Source organism: Methylobacterium sp. GXF4 (assembly GCF_000272495.1).
Taxonomy (GTDB): domain Bacteria; phylum Pseudomonadota; class Alphaproteobacteria; order Rhizobiales; family Beijerinckiaceae; genus Methylobacterium; species Methylobacterium brachiatum.
Window position 1 is genome coordinate 43,754 of sequence record NZ_AKFK01000010.1, and the last position, 18,648, is coordinate 62,401.

Below are 18,648 nucleotides of genomic sequence, written 5' to 3' on the forward strand. Positions count from 1 at the left end.
TGGCGAAGAGGCTGAAGCGGACACACCGCACCCACACCGGGTTCGGGGGAGATGTCCGTCGACGTCCTTTTCGAAACCGGTTTATCGGCGCGCATATTTTGTGCGGCGCGGGGCGAGCCGTCCCGGTGTCCAAGGCCAGTCCCACGCGTGTTGCTTGTGTTGCCTCAGCAGCCGCGGAACAAGGCTATGCCGAACGCGGTGAACTTCAGGGGCAAATGGCAATGACTGGCGGGATTGGTGATCCGGAAGCGGATCGACGCCATATCCAGGAAATCGCCGCCAGCCTCCCCGATGAAATCCCCGATGTCGAACGCGACCTCGTAGAGACCGACGGCGAGCCGCGTTCGCACGATTGGATGCGCGAGCGTGCCATCGGCCCCGATCTCGCCCTCCGCGATCACCGCACCGCGCGCGCCCACGGTCAGAACGCGCACGCGCAGACCTTCGGCCGCTCGACCGGTCGCGGCATCGACGGCGTGGATGGACAGGCCCGTCATGGTTCGGTGCCCGCCCAGAGCATCGACCAGGGTTGGGCCGCTTCGTAGGCGGCGGCCACCGCGACGAGGGTCTCGTCACCGCCCCAGGGCGCCACGAGCTGAAATCCGATCGGCAGCCCCGCGCCGGAGGGGCGGCACGGGATGGAGATCCCGGGGCAGCCCGCGGCGTTGACGAAGCCCGTGAAGGTCGCCGAACCCCGGGGACCTACGGGCATGCCGGCGATGCGGTCCGGGTGGGTCTCCTGCGCCGGCCAGGGCAGCGCGGCGGCCGTGGGAGTCATCATAAGGTCGTGGCCCGCGAACAGCGCGGCGAGGTCCTGGCGCAGGGCCAGCGCCATCCGCTGCACGTCGAACAGATCGCCCGCCGACAGGTTCGCGCCGGCCTCGGCCAGGGCGCGGATGTCGGGACCCAGCGCGTCGCTCCGGCCCGGATGCGCGCGCATCAGCCAGGCGATGCCGGCTTGGCCGAGAATTGGCCATGCCTCCGTGATGGCTATCGCCGCGTCGAAACGGCCGGTCTCGACCCGGTGCCCCAGGCCGGCCAGGCGCCCGGCCGCCTCGGCGACGCTGTCGGCGATCTCGGGATCGACCGGGGCGGTCCCGAAGGCCGGGACGTAGAGGATCCGCAACGGGCGCTCCGGCACCGCAGGGGTCCCGAACGGGCCGAAGCCATTCGGCGCGACGGAATCCGGATCGGCCGCACCGAGGATCCGCATCGCCGCCGCGAGGTCGTGGACCGTGCGGGCCATCGGTCCGACCACTTCGAGATCGAGCATGATCGGCGGCAGGCCGCCCCGGCGCGGCACCCGGCCGGTGGTGGGTTTCAAACCGACGAGGCCGGTATGGGAGGCGGGCCGGCGGATCGAGCCGCCCGCATCCGTCCCGAGCGCAAGCGGCCCGATCCCGGCAGCCACCGCCGCGACTGCGCCGCCGCTGGAGCCCCCCGGCGTCAGGGCCGGATCCCACGGGTTGCGGGTGACGCCGAAGACCGGGTTGCCGGTATAGCCCTGGACGGTCAGTTCCGGGACGTTGGTCTTGGCGAGGATCACCGCCCCGGCCACGCGCAGGCGGCGCACCGGCGTCTCGTCCTGGTCGGCCCTATGGTCCGCATAGAGCCGGCTGCCCCAGCGCGTCGCGAAGCCCGCGACGTTCAGGCTGTCCTTGATGGTGACCGGCACGCCGTCGAGGGGGCCCAGCGGGGTGCCCGCCCGCCAGCGCGCCGCGCTCGCCGCGGCGGCGCGCTCCGCCCCATCGGGATCGATGGCGACGAGGGCGTTGAGGGTCGGGTTCACGGCCTCGGCGCGCTCCAGGCAGGACCGCGCGGCCGCGACGGGACTCGCCGTGTCGTCCGCGTAACGGCGGCACAGGTCGGTCGCCGAGAGGGTCCAGAGCGGACCGCTATCGCCCATCCGATCGGTCCGGGTCATGCCTCTCCCTCGCGATGCGCGATCCACCGAGCGAGCGGACCGGTCAGACCGGTGGCGGGTTTCGCAGGCGGACGGGCGAAGCGCCCGGCCATGGGCGGGCGTGTCCCGAGCCGCACCAGCGCCTGTGCCTGGCCCAGAGCGGCCGCCAGCGGATCGATCAGCGGAACCGGCACCGCCCGGCGCAGGACGGTGGCCAGACCGGCCAGCGGCGCTCCCGCCAGGATCACCGCATCGGCCCCGTCCGCGACCACGCGCTCGGCCAGCGCGAGGATCTCCGGACGCAGTTCGTCCTGAACCGCGGTTACGACCTGGAACGGCCGGCGGACCGCATAGAGGCCGACGCAGCGCGCCGACAGACCGGCCAGCGCCACGGCATCCTCGTACCAGGGCAGCAGCGCGGGCGAGAACGTCACGATCGCGAACCGCGCCCCGAGCTGGCAGGCGGTCAGCATCGCGGCCTCGGCCATGCCGACCACCGGCAGGTCGAACAACTCGCGCGCCGCGATCAGCCCGGGATCGCCGTAGGCAGCGATCACCGCCGCGTCGTGGCCGGCGTGATGCGCGGCCAGCGTCTCCAGCACGGCCGCGCCGGCGAGCTGCGCCTCGGCCCGGCTGGCGATGTAGGGCAAGCCTGTCGCCGCGGTGAGAGCGATGATCTGGACGTCGGGGGCGAGGGCCGCCTCGGCCGCCTGGGCCATGCGGGCAGTCATGGCCGCCGAGGTGTTGGGGTTGAGGAGCAGGATCCGCATGGGTGGTCGTCCTTAGCCGGCCAACCGGCGGGACAGGCCGGCGGCCCGTTCCATAACGACCGCCAGCACCACGGCGACCAGGATCAGCAGGCTGGAAGCCGCCGCCACCGTGACGTCGAGGCGCCCCTCCAGATCTTGCCACATCCGGATCGGCAGCATGTCGGTGGCCGCGTCGCGCAGGAACAGCGAGACCGGGACGTTGTCGAAGCTCGCCATGAAGGCGATGAAGCCGCCGGCGAGGATGCCGGGCCGGATCAGCGGAAGGGTCACCCGGCGGAACGTGTACAGGCGTGACGCGCCCAGAGAGGTCGAGCTCTCGAGCAGCACCGGGTCCATCTGTGACAGGGCCGCCACGGTGGTGCGAACCACGAAGGGCACGCAGACCACGGTGTGGCCGAGGACGAGGGTCAACGGCGAGACCGGGATACCGGCGAGGCTGAACAGCATCAGGGCGGCGAGCCCGAAGGCCAGGGCCGGCAGGACGAGCGGCGACAGGAACAGGCTGTCGAGGAGCCGCGCTGAGAGCCGCGGCGACCGGGCGATGGCAAGCGCGGCGGCGGTGCCCAGCACCACCGACAGCAGGGTCGTCCACCCCGCCACCACGAGGCTGTTCCAGGCGGCGGCCCGAAGCTGCTCCGCCTCCATGAGCGCTGCGTACCAGCGCAGGGAGTAGCCGGGCGGCGGGAAGCGCAGGGAGAAGCCGCTGGTGAACGAGACCACCACGACGATCACGGTCGGCGCCACGAGCAGGACGAGGCAGAGCCCGGCGAGCAGCAGCACGGCAGCGTGGAAACTGAACCAGTCGAAGTCGCGCCGCATGCTCGTCCTCATCGGCGGCCCTCAGGCTTGCGCGTAGCCGCGCGACAGGCGGCCCACGAGGTTGAAGACGGTCACGCAGGCCAGCACCGCCACGAGGAAGACGATCGCGATCGCCGCCGCGAACGGCCAATTGTTGAGCGACGAGGCCTGCTGGTACAGGTACATCGGCATGAACAGCATCTGCCCGCCGCCGATCAGCGACTGGGTGATGAAGGCGGTGATCGCCGCCGCGAAGGTGAGCAGGCAGCCGGCCACGATGCCGGGCAGGCAGAGCGGGAGCGTCACCCGGAGGAAGGTGCGCCACGCCCCAGCCCCGAGAGCCGCCGAGGCGTCGGCGAGGTTCGGGTCGATCCGTGACAGGGCAGTCACCAGCGGCAGGACCATCAGGGGCATCTGCACCTGCGCCAGCGCAAGGACGAGGCCGCCCTCGGTGTAGAGCAGCTTCAGCGGCGTGTCGGTCAGCCCGAGGGCCAGGAGGCTCGCGTTGACGATGCCCTGACGCCCGAGGATCACGATCCACGCGAAGGTCCGCACCACCACGCTCGTAAGCAGCGGCAGCAGCACGATCAAGGTCAGCAGGCCGCGCAGCCGGGCGGGCGCCCAGGTGAGGAGCAGTGCCAGCGGCAGGCCGAGCAGCAGCGTGAGCGCCGTGACCTCGACGCCGAGCCACAGGGTCGCGCCGAGTACCTGCAGGGAGAACGGGTCGAGCAGGAACCGGGCGTATTGGTCGAGGCCGAAGCGGGTCATGACTGGATCGGTGTAGAAGCTTACCAGCACCAAGAGCGCCAACGGCGCCAGGAAGAAAACGAGGAAGAACGCCCCGAGCGGCAGCGCGAGGCGGATGTCGTAGGCCGCCATCCAGGGACGGCCCGGGCGGCCCGGCGCCGCGACCGGGTCAGGCACCATCGGCGCGAAGACCGCGGTCACACCCGGATCTCCCGGTTGAAGCGCTCGATCCAGGCTGCGCGGCTGTGGTTGATCGCGGCCCAATCTTGGAACACCGCCTTGCGCTTCAGATCTTCGGCGTCCTTGGCCAGAACCTTCGCGACCTCGCCGTCCATCGCCACCTTCCGGTTGGTCGGGACGATCAGATAGGGGCTCTGCATCAGCTTGGCCTGCACCTCCGGCGAGAGGGCGGCCTCGATCAGCCTGAAGGCCAGATCCTTCACCGGGGTGTTCTTGACGATGTGGATCGTTGTCTTGAAGGCGATGATGCCCTCCTTCGGCGCGGCGAACTCCACCGGCACGCCGCGGGCTTTCAGGATCTGGATCGCGTTGAAATTGCCAGGCCCGATATCGACCTGCTCCTGCTGGTAGAGCGCCGCCAGGGCGCCGGGATTGGCGGCGACGGCGGCGAGGTTGGGTTTGAGCGCCTCCAGCGCCTTGAAGCCTGGCTCGACATTGGTCTCCGAGCCCCCGTGCATCCGCGCGATCTCCACGAGGAAGCCGGTGCCGAGCGTCGAGTTCAGGTTGGTGATGCCGACCCGGCCCTTGTATTCGGGTTTCCACAGATCGGCCCAGGAGGTCGGCGGCGTCTTCACCTTCTCGGGATTGTAGGTCAGCCCAACGATCTGGAAGAACGGGGCCGGGCCCATCGGCTCCTGCGCATCCGCGATCAGGTCGGCATAGTGGGCGGACTGGGCCACCGGATAGGGCTCGACGAGGTCCTGGGCGATCGCCGTGAGCGCGGGACCGGGATCGTGCAGCATCACGTCGATCGGCGGGTTGGTGCGGGCCGCCTGGACCTTGGCGATCTGATCGACCGAGAGCATCGGATCGAGGATGATGTCGCCGACCGTGCTCTTACGGAAGGCCGGGACCAGCACCGCCCGGTGGGCCTCTTCCCAGCTGCCCGTGAAGGTCGCGAAGACGAGCTTGCGGGCCTGCGCGTGGGACAGGCCGGGGAAGGCCTGCGTCGCGCCGAGAGTTAAGGCGCCGGCGAGGAGGCTGCGGCGGTGCAGGATCATGGTCGGAATCTCCGGGCGGCTCGGCTTCAGTGGCGGGGGTCGGGGAAGACGCCGACCCGCTCCGGCGCGGTCGGGCGCAGGCGCACGCGCGCGCCGGGCGATCGCGGGCCGGCGCCCGCCGCACGGGCCTCGGCAGTCTTCAGGCGTGCGCCGCCGTCCAAGCGGATCTCGTGGACCAGCGTGGCGCCGAGCGGCAGGCCGATCTCGACGACGCCATCGAGTCCCTCCCCATCCGTTTCGAAGGCGACGTGCTCGGGCCTCAGGCAGGCGGCTACGCGCGTCCCGTCCGGCAGGGCGGTGACGGTGGGGAGAAGACCGCCGCAGGCGAGCGCCACCGCGCGGCCGCCATCCGGCCCGGTCGCGAGCTGACCGTGCAGGACGTTGGCCGTGCCCACGAAGGTATTGACGAACAGCGTCTCGGGGCGGTCGTAGATGTCGGTCGGCGGGGCGAACTGCTCCAGGCGGCCGGCATTGAGCACCGCGACCCGGTCGGCCATCGACAGGGCCTCCTCCTGGTCGTGCGTGACGATCAGCGTGGTGGTGCCGGCGCTGCGCTGGATGCGCTTGATCTCGATCTGCATGTCGAGGCGCAGATTCTTGTCGAGGGCCGCGAAGGGCTCATCGAGGAGCAGGATCGAGGGCCGCACCGCGAGCGCCCGGGCGAGCGCCACGCGCTGCTGCTGACCGCCCGACATCGCCCGCGGGTAGCGCTCGGCCAGATGCTCCAGGCGCACGAGGGCCAACATCTCGGCCACGCGCGCCTTCTGCTCGGCACGCCCGACGCCCCGGGCGGCGAGCCCGTAGGCGACGTTCTCAGCCACGCTCATGTGCGGGAACAGGGCGTAGTTCTGGAACACGATGCCGACGGTGCGCCGGTTCGGCGGCAGGTGATCGACCGCCTGCCCCCCGATGATGACGCGCCCCTCCGTGGGTTTCAGGAAGCCGGCCACCGCGCGCAGCAGGGTGGTCTTGCCGCAGCCGGAGGGGCCGAGCAGGGCGACGAGTTCGCCGCCCTTGATGTCGAGGGTCACGGTGTCGACGGCGAGCACCGTACCGTAGCGCTGGGTGATCCCGTCGAGGATCAGGGAGGTCCCGCCTCCGGCCGGGGCGCTCACGGTCGGGCCTCCGCGAACACGCGGCCCCGCGCGGCGAGATCCGCATGGGTGCAGCCGGCGAGGTCCAGGCCCTTCCAGAGGGTGACGGCGACCGAGTCGAGGACCGGCACGCCGAGTTCGGCCTCCAAAGCCGGGGCCAGCGCCGCGCCCGCGAGGTTGGTGCAGACGATCGCCACCGCATCGACGCCCTCGGCCGCCACCGCGCGGACCATCTGGGCGATCGCCTCCGGGCCGACCGTGGCGAAGGCGAAATTCTCCGACAGGCCGCAATGGCGCTCGGCGGCGCAGTCGAGGCCGGCCGCCCCCCAATTCGCCTGGATCTGCCGCTGGACGTCGCCCGTATAGGGCGTCACGAGACCGATCCGGCGATAGCCCCGAGCGCGGAACAGATCGCGGAAGGCGAGCGCGGCGGTGGAGGCGGGGCAACCGGTCCGGTCCTCGATCGCGTCGCGCAGGCGCTCGTCCGCGTCGAAGCCCAGCCACGCGCCGGAGGTGCCGTTCCAAAGGATCGCCGCCACCCGGGCATCGGCGAGCAGCTCGGCCGCCATCAGGATCGGCTCGGGGTCGAACTGCCCCAGGGCCGCCTGCGACAGGCCGATCTGCGTGACCCGGAAGCGTGAGAAATGCGCGCTGACCTGCGCGCAGCCGGCGAGTAGATGCGCGGTCACCGGCTCCAGCACGCTGTTCGACGAGGGCGTGAGCATGCCCAGACGCGTCGTCCCGTTCGGTTCCGCCATCGCATATGTCTCCGATGCGGCGAGCATCATCCAGGCGCGTCCGACCAACAAGGTATTTTCTGCATGCTGCATGCAATTTGCGCAAATGCCTGTTACGGCACCGCAAAGACGCCAAAAATGGATCACGGGCCCGGCGCTCGGATGCGGTAGAGCGGTCGCGTGGAGTTGGAAAACCGATGGACGATGTCGCACGCCCAAGGGGCCGCCCCCGCAAGGCCCTGATTGTCCCGGCCGCCCCGCTCCCGCGAACCGGCCTACACGAGCGGGCAGCCAGCCGGCTCAAGGACATGATCGTCCGCGGCGTGCTGCCGGCGGGCGCACCCCTGGTCGAGAAGGACCTCTCGATCGCGCTTGGGGTTTCCCGCACGCCGTTGCGGGAAGCCCTCAAGCTCCTGGCGGCAGAGGGTCTGGTCGAGCTGCATCAGAACCGGAGCGCGCGCGTTCCGGACTGGGAGCCGGAAGAGGTCCTCGAACTGTTCGAGGCATTGGCGGGCATCGAGCGGCTGACCGCGGAACTCGCCGCGACTCGGATCTCCGACGCCCTCTTGGACGAACTGCGCGAGAAGCAGGCGCAGCTCGATTGCATGCACCGGGACAAGGTGCTCGACGCTTATTTCGCCCTCAACCAAGAGATCCACCGGACGATCGTGACCGCTGCCCACAACCGGCCATTGGCCGAGGCTCACGCGCCGCTCCAGGCCCGGGCCCAATGGGCACGCCTGCGGGCGCTCTCGACTGGCAGCCGTTGGGCGGAATCGGCTCGGGAACACCGCGATCTGTTCGCGGCTCTCGACGCGCGCGATGCCACGGAAGCGGGCGCCATTGCCTATCGGCACGTGCTGCGCACCGGTGTCGTCATCGCCGATACCCTGAGAGCGCAGCGCGCGAAGGCCCCATCCGCAAGAACGTGACCGGCAGCGCATGCGGTCTGGATCGGATCGCGCCAAGCGCACACGACTTCTGAGGTCGGCACAGCTTGGATGACGTCACGCAGGTGATCTGACCGTTGGCTTTGAACCCGGCCGATAGAGAGGAACAGTTAGGTCCAGAGAAGTTGGGGATTGCGCGGGCGGCGTATGCCGGCGCAGTAAAGGTAGTGTTTTGACGCCTCATCTTATCCCACAGCACGCCCGATCATTGTGTGAGGCTTGCTTGATCGCGCCTTAACGCTTGGAATGACCGAAATTCATTTTCTCCTGATCCAAGTGCCGTTGTTCGGCCCCATTCCTGCAAGCGCCCGCGAGCTGGATCGCTCGGTGGGTCCAGGCTGGGATCAACGCACAACGATCACGCCGAGATAGATCGGGAAGCCTTCCATGAAGCGACGGACGCTGTTGCAGGGTGCGGGCGCCGTGGTCGCCAACGCGGTTGCGGCTCCAGCCCTGGTCCGGGCGGCTACCGCCTCGACCCTGCGCTTCATCCCGCAGCAGGACCTCGTGACCCTCGATCCGGTCACGACCTTCGCTTACATCACCCGCAACCATGGCTACATGGTCTTCGACACGCTCTACGGCATGGACGCCTCTTTCCGCGCCACGCCCCAGATGGTCGATGGCCATCGTGTCGAGGCGGATGGGCGCCGCTGGGATCTGACCCTGCGCGACGGCCTCCTCTTCCACGACGGAACCCGTGTGCTCGCCCGCGACTGCGTGGCCTCCCTGCGGCGCTGGGCCAAGCGCGACCCCTTCGGTGGCTCGCTCCTGGAGGCGACGGACGAGTTGTCGGCGCCCGATGATCGGACCATTCGGTTCCACCTCAAGCGCCCGTTCCCGCTCCTGCCGATCGCGCTGGGCAAAGCCTCGGTGCCGGTCTGCGCGATGATGCCGGAGCGCCTCGCCGTCACGGACCCGTTCCAACAGGTGCCCGAACTCATCGGCTCCGGGCCGTTCCGCTTCAAGGCGGACGAGCGGGTGCCCGGTGACCGGACCGTCTACACCCGCTTCGAGGGCTACGTGCCCCGCAAGGACGGCCCGCTCACCTGGACCTCAGGTCCAAAGGTCGCTCACTACGACCGAGTCGAGTGGCGCGTCATCGGCGACACCTCCACGGCGACCTCCGCGCTGATCGCCGGCGAGGCCGACTGGCAGGAATACGCCTCGCACGACCAACTGGGTCTGCTGAAAGCGGCCAAGGGCGTGAGCACCCGCGTACTCGATTCGACCGGCTTCGTGACGATGCTGCGGGTCAACCACTTGCAGCCGCCCTTCAACAACCCGGCCATCCGGCGGGCGCTCTGGGGGGCGATCGACCAGACCTCCTGCATGCAGGGCGTCGTGGGCGCCGACAATCCCGGCCTGTTCCACGTGCCGCTCGGCTTCTTCTGTCCCGACACGCCGATGGCCTCGACGGACGGGCTCGCGCCGCTCACGACGCCACGCGATCCGGCACAGGTGCGCGCCGACCTCAAGGCTGCCGGCTATGCCGGCGAGACCGTGCTGCTGATGGTGCCGTCGAACTCGGCGCCGCTCCTGGCACTCGGCCAAGTCGCCGCCGACCTGCTGCAACGCGTCGGCATGAATGTCGAGGTCTACGCGGTCGAGTTCAACGCGATGCTGCAGCGGCGCAACCGCAAGGGGCCGGTCTCCGAGGGCGGCTGGAGCGCCTTCGTCACGAACTGGTCCGGTACGGATTGGCTCAATCCCGCCGGCTACATCGCCCTGCGGGGAACCGGCGAGACCGGCTATGCCGGCTGGGCCACGACGCCGCGGATCGAAGCCCTGCGCGAGGCGTGGTTCACGGCCCCGGACGAGGCGGCGCGCGCCGCCCTCTGCCGGGACATCCAGCTCCAGGCCATGGAGGACGTGCCCTACTATCCCCTTGGCCAGTACCTGCAGCCGACCGCCTATCGCTCCGGCCTCACCGGGATCCTCGACGGGTTTCCGACTTTCTGGAACGTGCGGCCCGCCTGAAGCTCGCGGCGCCGAGGCCTCACAGCCCCGGGAAGGTCGGTGGTGCGATGGCGTCGGGGCCGCGCCCCGCCCAGTCGAGCTGCCGGATCTGCGCGAGCGCGCGACCTTGCGCTTCCTCAAGGGCTGCGGCTGCGGCGGCGTAGTCGACCGTCAGGACGCGACCGTCGCGCACGATCTCGCGGCCATCGACGAAGACCTGCCGTACTGCGCGGTCGGCGGCCGAATAGATCAGCGACTGCACGGGGTCGCGGCACGGCCGCATGGCGGGATGCGTGCAGTCCACGAGCACGAAATCGGCCTTGCAGCCCGCCGTGAGCCGGCCGATGTCGGAGCGCCCCAGCGCTTGGGCCCCACCGATTGTGGCGGCGTGGAACACGTCCGCCGCGCGGGTGTCGCGGGGGTTCTCGGCGACGACCCGGGCGAGGTACGAGACAAGGCGCATCTCGTCGAGCATGTTGTGCGGGTAGACATCGGTGCCGATGCCCATGTTGACGCCGGCCTGAACGTAGCGGCCGAAATGATTGAGCGCGATGCCGCGGCGGGCGAAGACCGTCGGGCAATGGGCGACCGTAGCGCCGCGCTCGGCCAGGCGCCGCATGTCCGAGCCCGGGCTGTGCCAGTGTGTCCAGGGATGGTCGTCCAGGAAGATCCCGTGGCCCACGATGGTGCGCTCGCTGAGCACTCCGAGATCGTCGAGCCACTCGATCGGCGTCATCCCGGTGCGGCGGGTGATCTCGTGGAACTCCGACAGGGATTGCGCCGCATGGGTGTGGAAGCGCAGATCGCGCCGTACCGCCTCGGCATGGGCGTCCCGCATCAACTCCGCCGTGCAGGTGTCCACCTGCGCCGGGCAGAGCATGCCGAAGAGCCGTCCGCTCGGATGCACCTGCGCGGCCTCGATCTCGGCCAGCGAATCCTCCAGGCCGCGCCGGCCGGCGGCCTCGTCCCATTCGTACTCCACGCGGTGGCCGTTCCGGGTCAGCCAGCGGCCGGACCGGAACATGGGGGCGATGCAGACCCGCAGGCCCGAGCTTCCGAGGAGGTCGAGCCAGCCCTCGCTCGGCAGGGCGAGGTCGCACACCGTGGTGACGCCTGAGAGCGCCAGCTCCGCCAAGGCGACCCCGTAGGCCGCCCGCGTGCCCGCCGCATCCGGCCTGAGGATCGGAAGGTACTCGTAGAGAGAGGTGTTGTAGAGCCGCGGGCTGCCGACCTCGTCCCACATGCCCTTGTTCATGGGTTCCGAGAACAGGTGCGTGTGGATGTCGACGAGCCCGGGCATGATCAAGCAGCCGGATGCGTCGATGGTCCGCACGGGCGGGGGACCCGCGTAGTCCGGACCGACATGGATGAGGGCGCCATCCTCGAAAGCCACGTCCGCGCCGGTGCGGTAGACATGGCCGCCGGTCTCGGGATCCCAGGCGACGACCCACCGGGCCCCCGTCACCAGGGTGACGCCGGTCGTCATATCCGCAGCGCTGTCGTGCATCGAGAACCTCCTCACCGGGTCAGGTACGCGCGCAAGATCGGTGCCCGATCGGGCGAGCGTCGCAGGTGGCGCGCGGCCCGAATCTCGCTAGGTCGGGATCTGTCCGTCGACGATAAGGTGGCTCTTGGCGGGGTGAACAGGAGGCCGCATGCCCGATCCCGGCTCCATCAGGCCAGCGCGCATCCTGGTGATCAACCCGAATTCCTCCCGAACGGTGACGGCCGCCATCGATGCGGCGCTGGGGCCGCTGCGGCTGCCAGTCGGTCCCGACATCACCGTGACGGCTCTGCCTGAAGGGCCCGAGAGCATCTCTTCCCAGCAGGACGCGGATCGCGTGGTGATGCCGCTGGCGCGGCGCATCGCGGAAGATTCGGCGGACGCCTTCGTCATCGCCTGCTTCAGCGATCCGGGCCTGCAGACCGCCCGCGAGGCCGCCGCTGGCCGGCCGGTGATGGGCATCGCCGAATGGGGAATCCTTCGCGCGCTCACCCTCGGTGAGCGCTTCGGCATCGTCGCGCTGTCGGAGGGCAGCGTGCATCGCCAGCGCCGGATGGTCCGTCAAATGGGTCTCGGGGAGCGCTATGCCGGCAGCCGGCCGGTGGAGGCGCGGGCGGACGAGACGGTGGGCGAGGCCATCCGCGCCCGCCTGATCACGGCAGCCCGGATCCTGATCGAGCGCGACGGCGCCGACGCCATCGTGCTCGGCTGCGCCGGCATGGCGCCTCACCGGATGGCGATCGAACGCGCGATCGGGCGCCCGGTCGTCGAGCCCTGTCAGCAGGCCGTCGCCGCAGCCCTCGGGGCGGTGCTGCTGCGCGAGGTTCCTTAGGAAGGATGCCGATGCATTACGATCTGCTGATCCGCGGCGGCACCTGCGTCACGCCCTGGGGCACCGAGATCGCCGATATCGGCGTTCGCGAGGGGCGCATCGTGGCCATCGGGGCGCCCATCGGCGCGACCGCGGAGGTGCGGATCGACGCCGCCGGCTTGCATGTCCTGCCGGGCCTGATCGACAGTCATGTGCACCTGCGCGATCCCGGCGATCCCGCCGTTGAGACGCTCGAGACCGGCACGCGGGCCGCTGTCCTGGGCGGGATCGCCACCCTGTTCGACATGCCCAACACCGATCCACCGATCGCCGATATCGAGCGCCTCGCCTGGAAACGGGACTACGTCGCGGGCCGCAGCTGGTGCGACATCGGCCTGTACGTGGCCGGTGCCAAGACCAATATCGACGCCCTCGCCGCGCTCGAGCGCGAGCCTGGTGTCTGTGCCGTGAAGGTCTTCGCGGGAAGCTCCACGGCCTCCCTGATGATCGAGGACGACGCGCATCTCGAGAGGGCGATGCGGTCCGGCCATAGGCGCATGGCCTTCCACAGCGAGGATGAGTACCGGCTTCAGGCGCGCAAACCGCTCTTCATCCGAGGGCAGCCGCACCGGACCCACATGGAATGGCGCGACGAGGAATGCGCCTTCCTGGGCACCCGTCGCCTCATGGCCCTGGCCCGCAAGACCGGCCGGGCGACGCACATCCTCCACGTGTCCACCGCCGAGGAACTCGAATACCTCCGGGACTATCGCGACATCGCGACCGTCGAGGTCTTGGTCAACCACCTGACCCAGGTGGCGCCCGACTGCTACGACAGGCTCGGCGGGTTCGGAGTGATGAATCCTCCCATCCGCGGTGAGCGCCATCGGGCTGCTGCCTGGGCCGCCGTGCAAGACGGGACCGTCGATACGATCGGCAGCGACCATGCCCCCCATGCGCGGGCGGCCAAGGCGCGGCCCTGGCCCGATTGCCCGGCCGGCCTCACCGGGGTCCAGACCCTGGTGCCCCTCATGCTCGATCACGTGGCCGCCGGGCGCCTGTCGCTGTCCCGCCTCGTCGACCTGATGGCGGCCGGTCCAGCTCGGGTCTACGGCCTCCTGGGCAAGGGTCGCATCGCCGCCGGGTACGACGCGGATTTCACCCTCGTGGACCTGAAGGCGTGCCGCACGATCGAGGAGTCTTGGATCGTCTCGCCCTGCGGCTGGACGCCGTTCGCAGGCACTGCCGTAACGGGCTGGCCAATGGCCACGATCGTGCGCGGCCAGCCCGTCATGCGCGAGGATGCGGTCCTCGGCAGTCCGAGGGGCGGACCCGCGCGTTTCTCGGCCTGACAGCTCGGCCTCAGATCCCGCAGGTCTCCGCAACCAGCCAACTGGCGAGGATCGCGACGGCATCGAGAAGATCGTCGATGGCCATGGCTTCATTGGGGTTGTGGCTGCCATTGGCGTTGCGCACGAACAGCATGGCCATCGGCACGCCGGCCTTGGCGAAGGCGGCGGCATCGTGGGAGGCCGGGCTGCCGAGGGGCCGGGTGGTGATGCCGAGCGCCGCCGCCGCCGCCGTGAGCCCGTCGTGGATCCTGGCCGAGACCATACCGACGCCCGCCTCGGCGCGCGAGCCGAGCGCCACCGTCACGCCGCGGCTCTCCGCGACGGTCGCCACCGCGTCCAGGAACGCGGCCTCGATCTCCGACAGGACCTCGGCCTCGTAGGCCCGCATGTCGAGGCTGAACCGGAACTCGCCCGGCACCGTCGTCAGGCCATGGGCCGCGGCATCGGTATGGAACCGTCCGAAGGTCACGGCCATCGGGCAGCCGGCCGCCTCGCGCGCCTGCCAAACCTGGTCGAGGGCCAGGGCGATCTCGGCGCCGGCCATGGCCGCATCGCGACGGAAACGGCGCGGCGTGCCGACATGGTCGTAACGCCCGGCGATGCGGACGTAGGGATAGCGCACGTTGCCCGGGATCCCGGTACAGAGGCCGACCGGGATCCCGGCTTCCTCGAGACTCGGCGCCTGCTCGATATGCACCTCCAGGAAGGCGTGGATCGCCCCGGCGTCGAGGGCGGCCTTCCCACTCACCAAAGCCTCCGGATCGCCGCCCTCACGGGCGATATGCTCGGCAAGACGCCGGCCGCTATCGATCCGGACTGCGTCGAGCGCTCCGTCCGGCAGGGTGCCGAGGGCCGCCCGGCTGCCGACATACGAGACCTGGAACCAGACGCTCTCCTCGGCGCGCACGCCCATGACGGTCAGGTCGCGCGCCGGCCTCAGGCCGAGGCTGCGGATCGCCGCGATGGCCGCGAGTCCGGCCACCACCCCGGCGGCGCCGTCGTAGTTGCCGCCATGGGCAACAGTGTCGAGGTGGGAGCCGATCAGGATCGGCGGTAGACTCCGATCGCGGCCCGGCAGGGTCATGTAGGTGTTGGCGGCGGCGTCCCGATGGACGGCGAGCCCGAGATCGGCGGCGCAGCGCATCATCACGGCGTGCGCGGCGGTCTCCTCGGGACTGTACGAGGCTCGCGTGAATCCGGGATCGGTTCGGCCGCATTCGGCGATCTGCGCAAACAGGTCCTCGACCCGGGCTCTCTGCGCACAGGTCGCTGAGCGGATCGCTGAAAACTTTTCCATCGCTGTCCTTCCGCTGCGAACACCCCATCGCCAGCGCCGCCGGCGACGCTGCAGAGCCGCCCCGATGCCGCGGGCGCGACCCGCGCCTCTCGCACGATCCCGCGTGCGCCCTGCGGCCCGAAAGTGCGCGCTCACGATAGTGGGACGCGGGCTGAACGTCCGGCTCTTCGTGGAACTGCGCGCCTCAGACGCGCGAACTCGGGCGGTAGAACGGCTCGTGCCGCGCGGGGTCGATGTAGTCGGCGTAGAAACGCCTCGCATGCGGCAGGAGCGCCTTCGAGAGCTGCCGCCGCTCGACCTCGTCGTCCGACAGCGCCCGTGACAGGTCGTCGTGCAGCGCCTTCAGGGCGGCATCCTTGTCCACTCGGGTGAAACGCCCGTCGGCGTAGAGCACCTCGCCCTCGCACAGCACCGTGGTGACGCCGCCGGTCTTCGCCCGCTGGATCACCGCGTCGAGGAGCGGCGTCGCCGGGTCGAGATACGGGTAGGCGATCTGGTCCCAATCGAGCAGGACGAGGTCGGCGGCCTTGCCGACCTCGATCGTACCGAGGCTGTCGCCGTAGGGCGTGGTGCGGGCGCCGCCGACGGTCGCCATGCGCAGCACCTGGGCCATGCTGGGCACATCGGCCTCGTCCATCCCGGGCACCCGGTGGGCGCGCAGCACGAGGCGCATCTCCTGCAGCATGTCGCGGTCGTCGTTGATGCCGGCCTCGTCGAGGCCGATGGCCGTGTTGATCCCCTTCGCCTCGAATTGATTGAGTGCCGCCACGCCCGAGCGCAGCCGGAAGTTCGACGAGCAATTGTGGCAGATGCAGGTGCCGGTCTCGGCCACCCGGTCGATGTCGGACTCGTTCAGCCAGACGCCGTGGCCGAGGGTCAGCCGCGGCCCGAGCATGCCGAAGCGGTCCAGATACTCCACCGCGGTCCCACCGCCGCGCTTCTCCGCATAGGCCTTCTGGTAGGCGGTCTCGACGAGATGCATGTGCATCGGCACGTCGTAGGATTCGGAGAGCTCGGCGAGGCCCTCGAGCGCCGCGTCGGAGCACCAGTGGAGATTGGCGGGTGCAAGCTGGATCTTCGCTCGGCGTGCCCCCTCCTGGGCACCGTGCAGGCCGCGGAACAGGGCGAAATTGTCCTCCAGCGACATCTGGAAGCGCTCGAACCAGCGCTTCATCGGGTCCTGGAGCGGCGCCGGCAGGCTCGCCACGAAATCCATGTCCGCCTGGTAGACGAGGCGGTTCTGGTCGCGCACCGCGAAGCAGTACGAGACCCGCATGCCGATGTCGCGATAGGCGCGCAACACCTCGTTCGAGCGCGCCTCGACCTCCTCCAGGGAGCCAGGCATCCAGCCGTGGATGTGCTGGACCGTGGTGATCCCCGAGCCGACCATCTCGAAAGCGGAGTACAGGGTGTCGAGGTACAGGTTGAGGTTGCGCGCCACCATCCGGGTCACGAACCACAGCTCCAGCGGCATGTCGGGGGAGCCGAGCTGGACCGGCGTCAGGCCGACATGGTGGTGGCCGTTGACGAAGCCCGGTAGCAGGATCTCCCGGCCTGAGCCGATGACGGGGGCGTCGGGGTAGCGGGCATGTAGGTCCGCGTAGGTGCCGACGTCCTCGATGATCCCGTCCTTCTGCAGCACCGCGCCGTCGGCGATCTCCTCCCAGCGATCGTGGTCGAGGGTGCGGGTGATCATCCGCCGGCTGCGGATCAGCGATGTGGTCATGGTCGTGTCCGTGTGATCGGGGAAGGGGTTCAGACGAGCGCTTCCTGCTCGGCGAAGGCGCGGTCGACCTCGTCGCGCAGGAGTTCGGTGAGGTGCCGCCGCATCGCCTCGGCTCCAGGCGAGAATGGGTCGCGCGGGCGCGCGAGGTCGTTGCGGACGATCGTCTTGATCCGCCCGGGGCGTGCGGTGAACACCACCACCCGGTCGGCGAGCGCCACGGCCTCGTCGATGTGATGGGTCACGAACAGGACCGAGGCGCTGCTGTCGCGCCAGACGTCGAGCAAGAAATCTTGCATCTTCTGGCGGGTCTGGACGTCGAGCGCCGCGAAAGGCTCGTCCATCAGCAAGACCTTGGGGCGCATGGCCAGCGCACGGGCGACCGCCACCCGCTGGCGCATGCCGCCCGACAGCTCGTCGGGTCGCTTGTCGAAAGCTTCGGCGAGGCCGACGCGCTGGAGCGCGGCCCGGGCGATGCTCCGGCGTTCCGCTTCCGGCACCCCCTTCAGCGACAGGCCGAAGCTGACGTTCTGCCAGACGCTGAGCCAAGGGAAGAGCGACGTCTCCTGGAAGATCAGGCTGCGCTCCGGCGACGGCCCGGTGACGGCCTCGCCGAAGGCCAGGAGCTCGCCGCCGGAGGCCGCTTCGAGCCCGGCGATCAGGTAGAGCAGCGTGCTCTTCCCGCAGCCCGAAGGACCGAGGAACACCACGAACTCACCGGGCCGCACGGTGAGGTCGATGTCGCGCAGCGCCTCGTGGGCGCGAGCGGTGCCGGCCGCCCAGACCTTGGCGACGCCGCGGCAAGAGACGGCGTCGAGGGGAGCGGACTCAGAGGCCAAGGGAGGACCCCGCATCGCGCGGCAGCCAGTAGAGCATGCGCCGCTGCACCAGGCGGAACAGCAGGTCGAAGGCGAAGCCCAGGAGGCCGATCAGGGTGATGGTGAAGAAGACCAGCGACGGGTTGAAGGTGTTGCGCGCCAGCATGATCACCTGGCCGAGCCCGTAGCCGACGCCGGTCGCCTCGGCGACGAGCACCACCATCCAGGCTCCGAACAGGTTGAGGCGCAGCACCGCGAGCAGTCCCGGCAGGATCGCCGGCACGATCACTCGGGCATAGATCTGACGCTTCGACGCCCCCATGGTCCGGGCGACGTTGATGTAGTTCCGGTTGACGCCGTCGATCTGATGGATGGTCGAGAGGACCATCGTGAAGAACAGGGCGATGAACACCATGAAGATCGCCGGGGCGTTGCCGATCCCGAACATGAAGATCGCCACCGGCAACCATGCGATCGGCGAGACCGGCGCCAGCAACGTGATGGTCGGCAGGGTCAGCCGCTCGAACAGCACGACGTAGCGGATCGCCACGCCGACCAGGATCGACAAGGTCGCGGCCAAGGCGAGGCCCGCCAGCACCCGGCCCGTGGAGGCCAGCACGGTGATCAGAACCGCCATGGCGGGGCTCGGGCCGGCGCTCATACCGGTGCCGATCTGCCAGCGCTGGGCGGTGTTGAAGAACCGCGCCTGCTCGACGAGGTTGCCGAGGAAGATGTGCGGCGGCGGAAGCAGCTTGGCATCGGCGACGCCGAGCGCCCAGAGCAACTCCCAGAGGCCGGCGAAACAGCCGACCGAGACCAGCATCCAGCCGGTCCGGCTCAGAAGGGGTACGAGCCCATCGGGCAGCGCGAGGCGCTGCGCGAATGGGAGGCGCGGCTGGCCGTGCGGGACGGCGGCGGCGCGGGCGAGATCGACGGCCATCCGC

General features: G+C 69.9%; 17 protein-coding genes. 4 read left to right on the forward strand and 13 right to left on the reverse strand.

Annotated elements, in window-relative coordinates:
• Nucleotides 1-164: 164 nt before the first annotated feature.
• The 8 genes from WYO_RS01780 to WYO_RS01815 are packed head-to-tail and all read right to left on the reverse strand — an operon-like array spanning nt 165 to nt 7,311.
• A complete protein-coding gene (locus tag WYO_RS01780) occupies nt 165-497 on the reverse strand; it encodes a hydroxyisourate hydrolase (RefSeq protein ID WP_007558320.1) in 333 nt (110 codons plus the stop codon).
• A complete protein-coding gene (locus tag WYO_RS01785) occupies nt 494-1,924 on the reverse strand; it encodes an amidase (RefSeq protein WP_007558321.1) in 1,431 nt (476 codons plus the stop codon). Before WYO_RS01785 ends, WYO_RS01780 begins: the two co-directional genes overlap by 4 nt.
• Nucleotides 1,921-2,673: an aspartate/glutamate racemase family protein gene (locus tag WYO_RS01790; protein ID WP_007558323.1), complete on the reverse strand. Its 753-nt coding sequence runs from the start codon at nt 2,671-2,673 to the stop codon at nt 1,921-1,923. The genes WYO_RS01785 and WYO_RS01790 overlap by 4 nt, the downstream gene beginning before the upstream one ends.
• A 12-nt stretch (nt 2,674-2,685) precedes the next feature.
• Nucleotides 2,686-3,504, reverse strand: a complete 819-nt coding sequence (locus WYO_RS01795; protein ID WP_007558325.1) for an ABC transporter permease — start codon at nt 3,502-3,504, stop codon at nt 2,686-2,688.
• Nucleotides 3,505-3,513: 9 nt separating this feature from the next.
• Nucleotides 3,514-4,398 carry an ABC transporter permease gene (locus WYO_RS01800; protein ID WP_039901967.1) on the reverse strand — a complete coding sequence of 295 codons (885 nt, stop codon included), beginning with the start codon at nt 4,396-4,398 and terminating at the stop codon, nt 3,514-3,516.
• Nucleotides 4,399-4,415: 17 nt separating this feature from the next.
• Nucleotides 4,416-5,459, reverse strand: a complete 1,044-nt coding sequence (locus tag WYO_RS01805; protein WP_007558328.1) for an ABC transporter substrate-binding protein — start codon at nt 5,457-5,459, stop codon at nt 4,416-4,418.
• A 26-nt stretch (nt 5,460-5,485) separates the two neighbouring features.
• Nucleotides 5,486-6,574, reverse strand: a complete 1,089-nt coding sequence (locus tag WYO_RS01810; RefSeq protein WP_007558330.1) for an ABC transporter ATP-binding protein — start codon at nt 6,572-6,574, stop codon at nt 5,486-5,488.
• A complete protein-coding gene (locus WYO_RS01815; protein ID WP_039901969.1) occupies nt 6,571-7,311 on the reverse strand; it encodes an aspartate/glutamate racemase family protein in 741 nt (246 codons plus the stop codon). Before WYO_RS01815 ends, WYO_RS01810 begins: the two co-directional genes overlap by 4 nt.
• Before the next feature lie 176 nt (nt 7,312-7,487).
• Between WYO_RS01815 and WYO_RS01820 the strand changes: the two genes are divergently transcribed.
• Together WYO_RS01820 and WYO_RS01825 are read left to right on the forward strand one after the other, a co-directional pair.
• Nucleotides 7,488-8,222 carry a GntR family transcriptional regulator gene (locus WYO_RS01820; protein ID WP_007558333.1) on the forward strand — a complete coding sequence of 245 codons (735 nt, stop codon included), beginning with the start codon at nt 7,488-7,490 and terminating at the stop codon, nt 8,220-8,222.
• A gap of 405 nt (nt 8,223-8,627) precedes the next feature.
• Entirely contained in the window at nt 8,628-10,220 is a 1,593-nt protein-coding gene (locus WYO_RS01825; protein WP_007558335.1) for an ABC transporter substrate-binding protein, read from the forward strand.
• A 19-nt stretch (nt 10,221-10,239) separates the two neighbouring features.
• Here the strand turns inward: WYO_RS01825 and WYO_RS01830 are convergent, their stop codons facing one another.
• On the reverse strand, nt 10,240-11,706 hold the full coding sequence (locus WYO_RS01830; RefSeq protein WP_007558336.1) for an amidohydrolase family protein: 1,467 nt from the start codon (nt 11,704-11,706) through the stop codon (nt 10,240-10,242).
• Nucleotides 11,707-11,854: 148 nt separating this feature from the next.
• Here WYO_RS01830 and WYO_RS01835 point away from each other — a divergent pair, with 148 nt between their 5' ends.
• Both WYO_RS01835 and WYO_RS01840 read left to right on the forward strand, forming a co-directional pair.
• On the forward strand, nt 11,855-12,535 hold the full coding sequence (locus tag WYO_RS01835) for an aspartate/glutamate racemase family protein (RefSeq protein ID WP_007558338.1): 681 nt from the start codon (nt 11,855-11,857) through the stop codon (nt 12,533-12,535).
• A gap of 5 nt (nt 12,536-12,540) precedes the next feature.
• Entirely contained in the window at nt 12,541-13,866 is a 1,326-nt protein-coding gene (locus WYO_RS01840; RefSeq protein ID WP_202948045.1) for a dihydroorotase, read from the forward strand.
• Nucleotides 13,867-13,876: 10 nt separating this feature from the next.
• Here WYO_RS01840 and WYO_RS01845 read toward each other — a convergent pair whose 3' ends face one another.
• The 4 genes from WYO_RS01845 to WYO_RS01860 all read right to left on the reverse strand — a co-directional run bounded on the left by WYO_RS01845 (nt 13,877) and on the right by WYO_RS01860 (nt 18,644).
• Complete coding sequence (locus tag WYO_RS01845) at nt 13,877-15,163, reverse strand: Zn-dependent hydrolase (RefSeq protein WP_007558342.1); 1,287 nt, start codon at nt 15,161-15,163, stop codon at nt 13,877-13,879.
• 184 nt (nt 15,164-15,347) lie between these two features.
• Nucleotides 15,348-16,889 (reverse strand): amidohydrolase family protein, encoded by a 1,542-nt coding sequence (locus tag WYO_RS01850; RefSeq protein ID WP_007558344.1) that lies wholly within the window; start codon nt 16,887-16,889, stop codon nt 15,348-15,350.
• Nucleotides 16,890-16,918: 29 nt separating this feature from the next.
• Nucleotides 16,919-17,725, reverse strand: coding sequence for an ABC transporter ATP-binding protein (locus WYO_RS01855; RefSeq protein ID WP_039901949.1), 807 nt, complete (start codon nt 17,723-17,725; stop codon nt 16,919-16,921).
• Complete coding sequence (locus WYO_RS01860; RefSeq protein WP_007558348.1) at nt 17,715-18,644, reverse strand: ABC transporter permease; 930 nt, start codon at nt 18,642-18,644, stop codon at nt 17,715-17,717. Before WYO_RS01860 ends, WYO_RS01855 begins: the two co-directional genes overlap by 11 nt.
• Nucleotides 18,645-18,648: the final 4 nt, after the last annotated feature.

What these genes read in the sequence shown, in the direction of transcription:
- WYO_RS01780 (WP_007558320.1), bottom strand. Translation starts at nt 497, where the DNA reads ATGACGGGCCTGTCCATCCACGCCGTCGATGCCGCGACCGGTCGAGCG.
- WYO_RS01785 (WP_007558321.1), bottom strand. Translation starts at nt 1,924, where the DNA reads ATGACCCGGACCGATCGGATGGGCGATAGCGGTCCGCTCTGGACCCTC.
- WYO_RS01790 (WP_007558323.1), bottom strand. Translation starts at nt 2,673, where the DNA reads ATGCGGATCCTGCTCCTCAACCCCAACACCTCGGCGGCCATGACTGCC.
- WYO_RS01795 (WP_007558325.1), bottom strand. Translation starts at nt 3,504, where the DNA reads ATGAGGACGAGCATGCGGCGCGACTTCGACTGGTTCAGTTTCCACGCT.
- WYO_RS01800 (WP_039901967.1), bottom strand. Translation starts at nt 4,398, where the DNA reads ATGGTGCCTGACCCGGTCGCGGCGCCGGGCCGCCCGGGCCGTCCCTGG.
- WYO_RS01805 (WP_007558328.1), bottom strand. Translation starts at nt 5,459, where the DNA reads ATGATCCTGCACCGCCGCAGCCTCCTCGCCGGCGCCTTAACTCTCGGC.
- WYO_RS01815 (WP_039901969.1), bottom strand. Translation starts at nt 7,311, where the DNA reads ATGGCGGAACCGAACGGGACGACGCGTCTGGGCATGCTCACGCCCTCG.
- WYO_RS01820 (WP_007558333.1), top strand. Translation starts at nt 7,488, where the DNA reads ATGGACGATGTCGCACGCCCAAGGGGCCGCCCCCGCAAGGCCCTGATT.
- WYO_RS01825 (WP_007558335.1), top strand. Translation starts at nt 8,628, where the DNA reads ATGAAGCGACGGACGCTGTTGCAGGGTGCGGGCGCCGTGGTCGCCAAC.
- WYO_RS01830 (WP_007558336.1), bottom strand. Translation starts at nt 11,706, where the DNA reads ATGCACGACAGCGCTGCGGATATGACGACCGGCGTCACCCTGGTGACG.
- WYO_RS01835 (WP_007558338.1), top strand. Translation starts at nt 11,855, where the DNA reads ATGCCCGATCCCGGCTCCATCAGGCCAGCGCGCATCCTGGTGATCAAC.
- WYO_RS01840 (WP_202948045.1), top strand. Translation starts at nt 12,541, where the DNA reads ATGCCGATGCATTACGATCTGCTGATCCGCGGCGGCACCTGCGTCACG.
- WYO_RS01845 (WP_007558342.1), bottom strand. Translation starts at nt 15,163, where the DNA reads ATGGAAAAGTTTTCAGCGATCCGCTCAGCGACCTGTGCGCAGAGAGCC.
- WYO_RS01850 (WP_007558344.1), bottom strand. Translation starts at nt 16,889, where the DNA reads ATGACCACATCGCTGATCCGCAGCCGGCGGATGATCACCCGCACCCTC.
- WYO_RS01860 (WP_007558348.1), bottom strand. Translation starts at nt 18,644, where the DNA reads ATGGCCGTCGATCTCGCCCGCGCCGCCGCCGTCCCGCACGGCCAGCCG.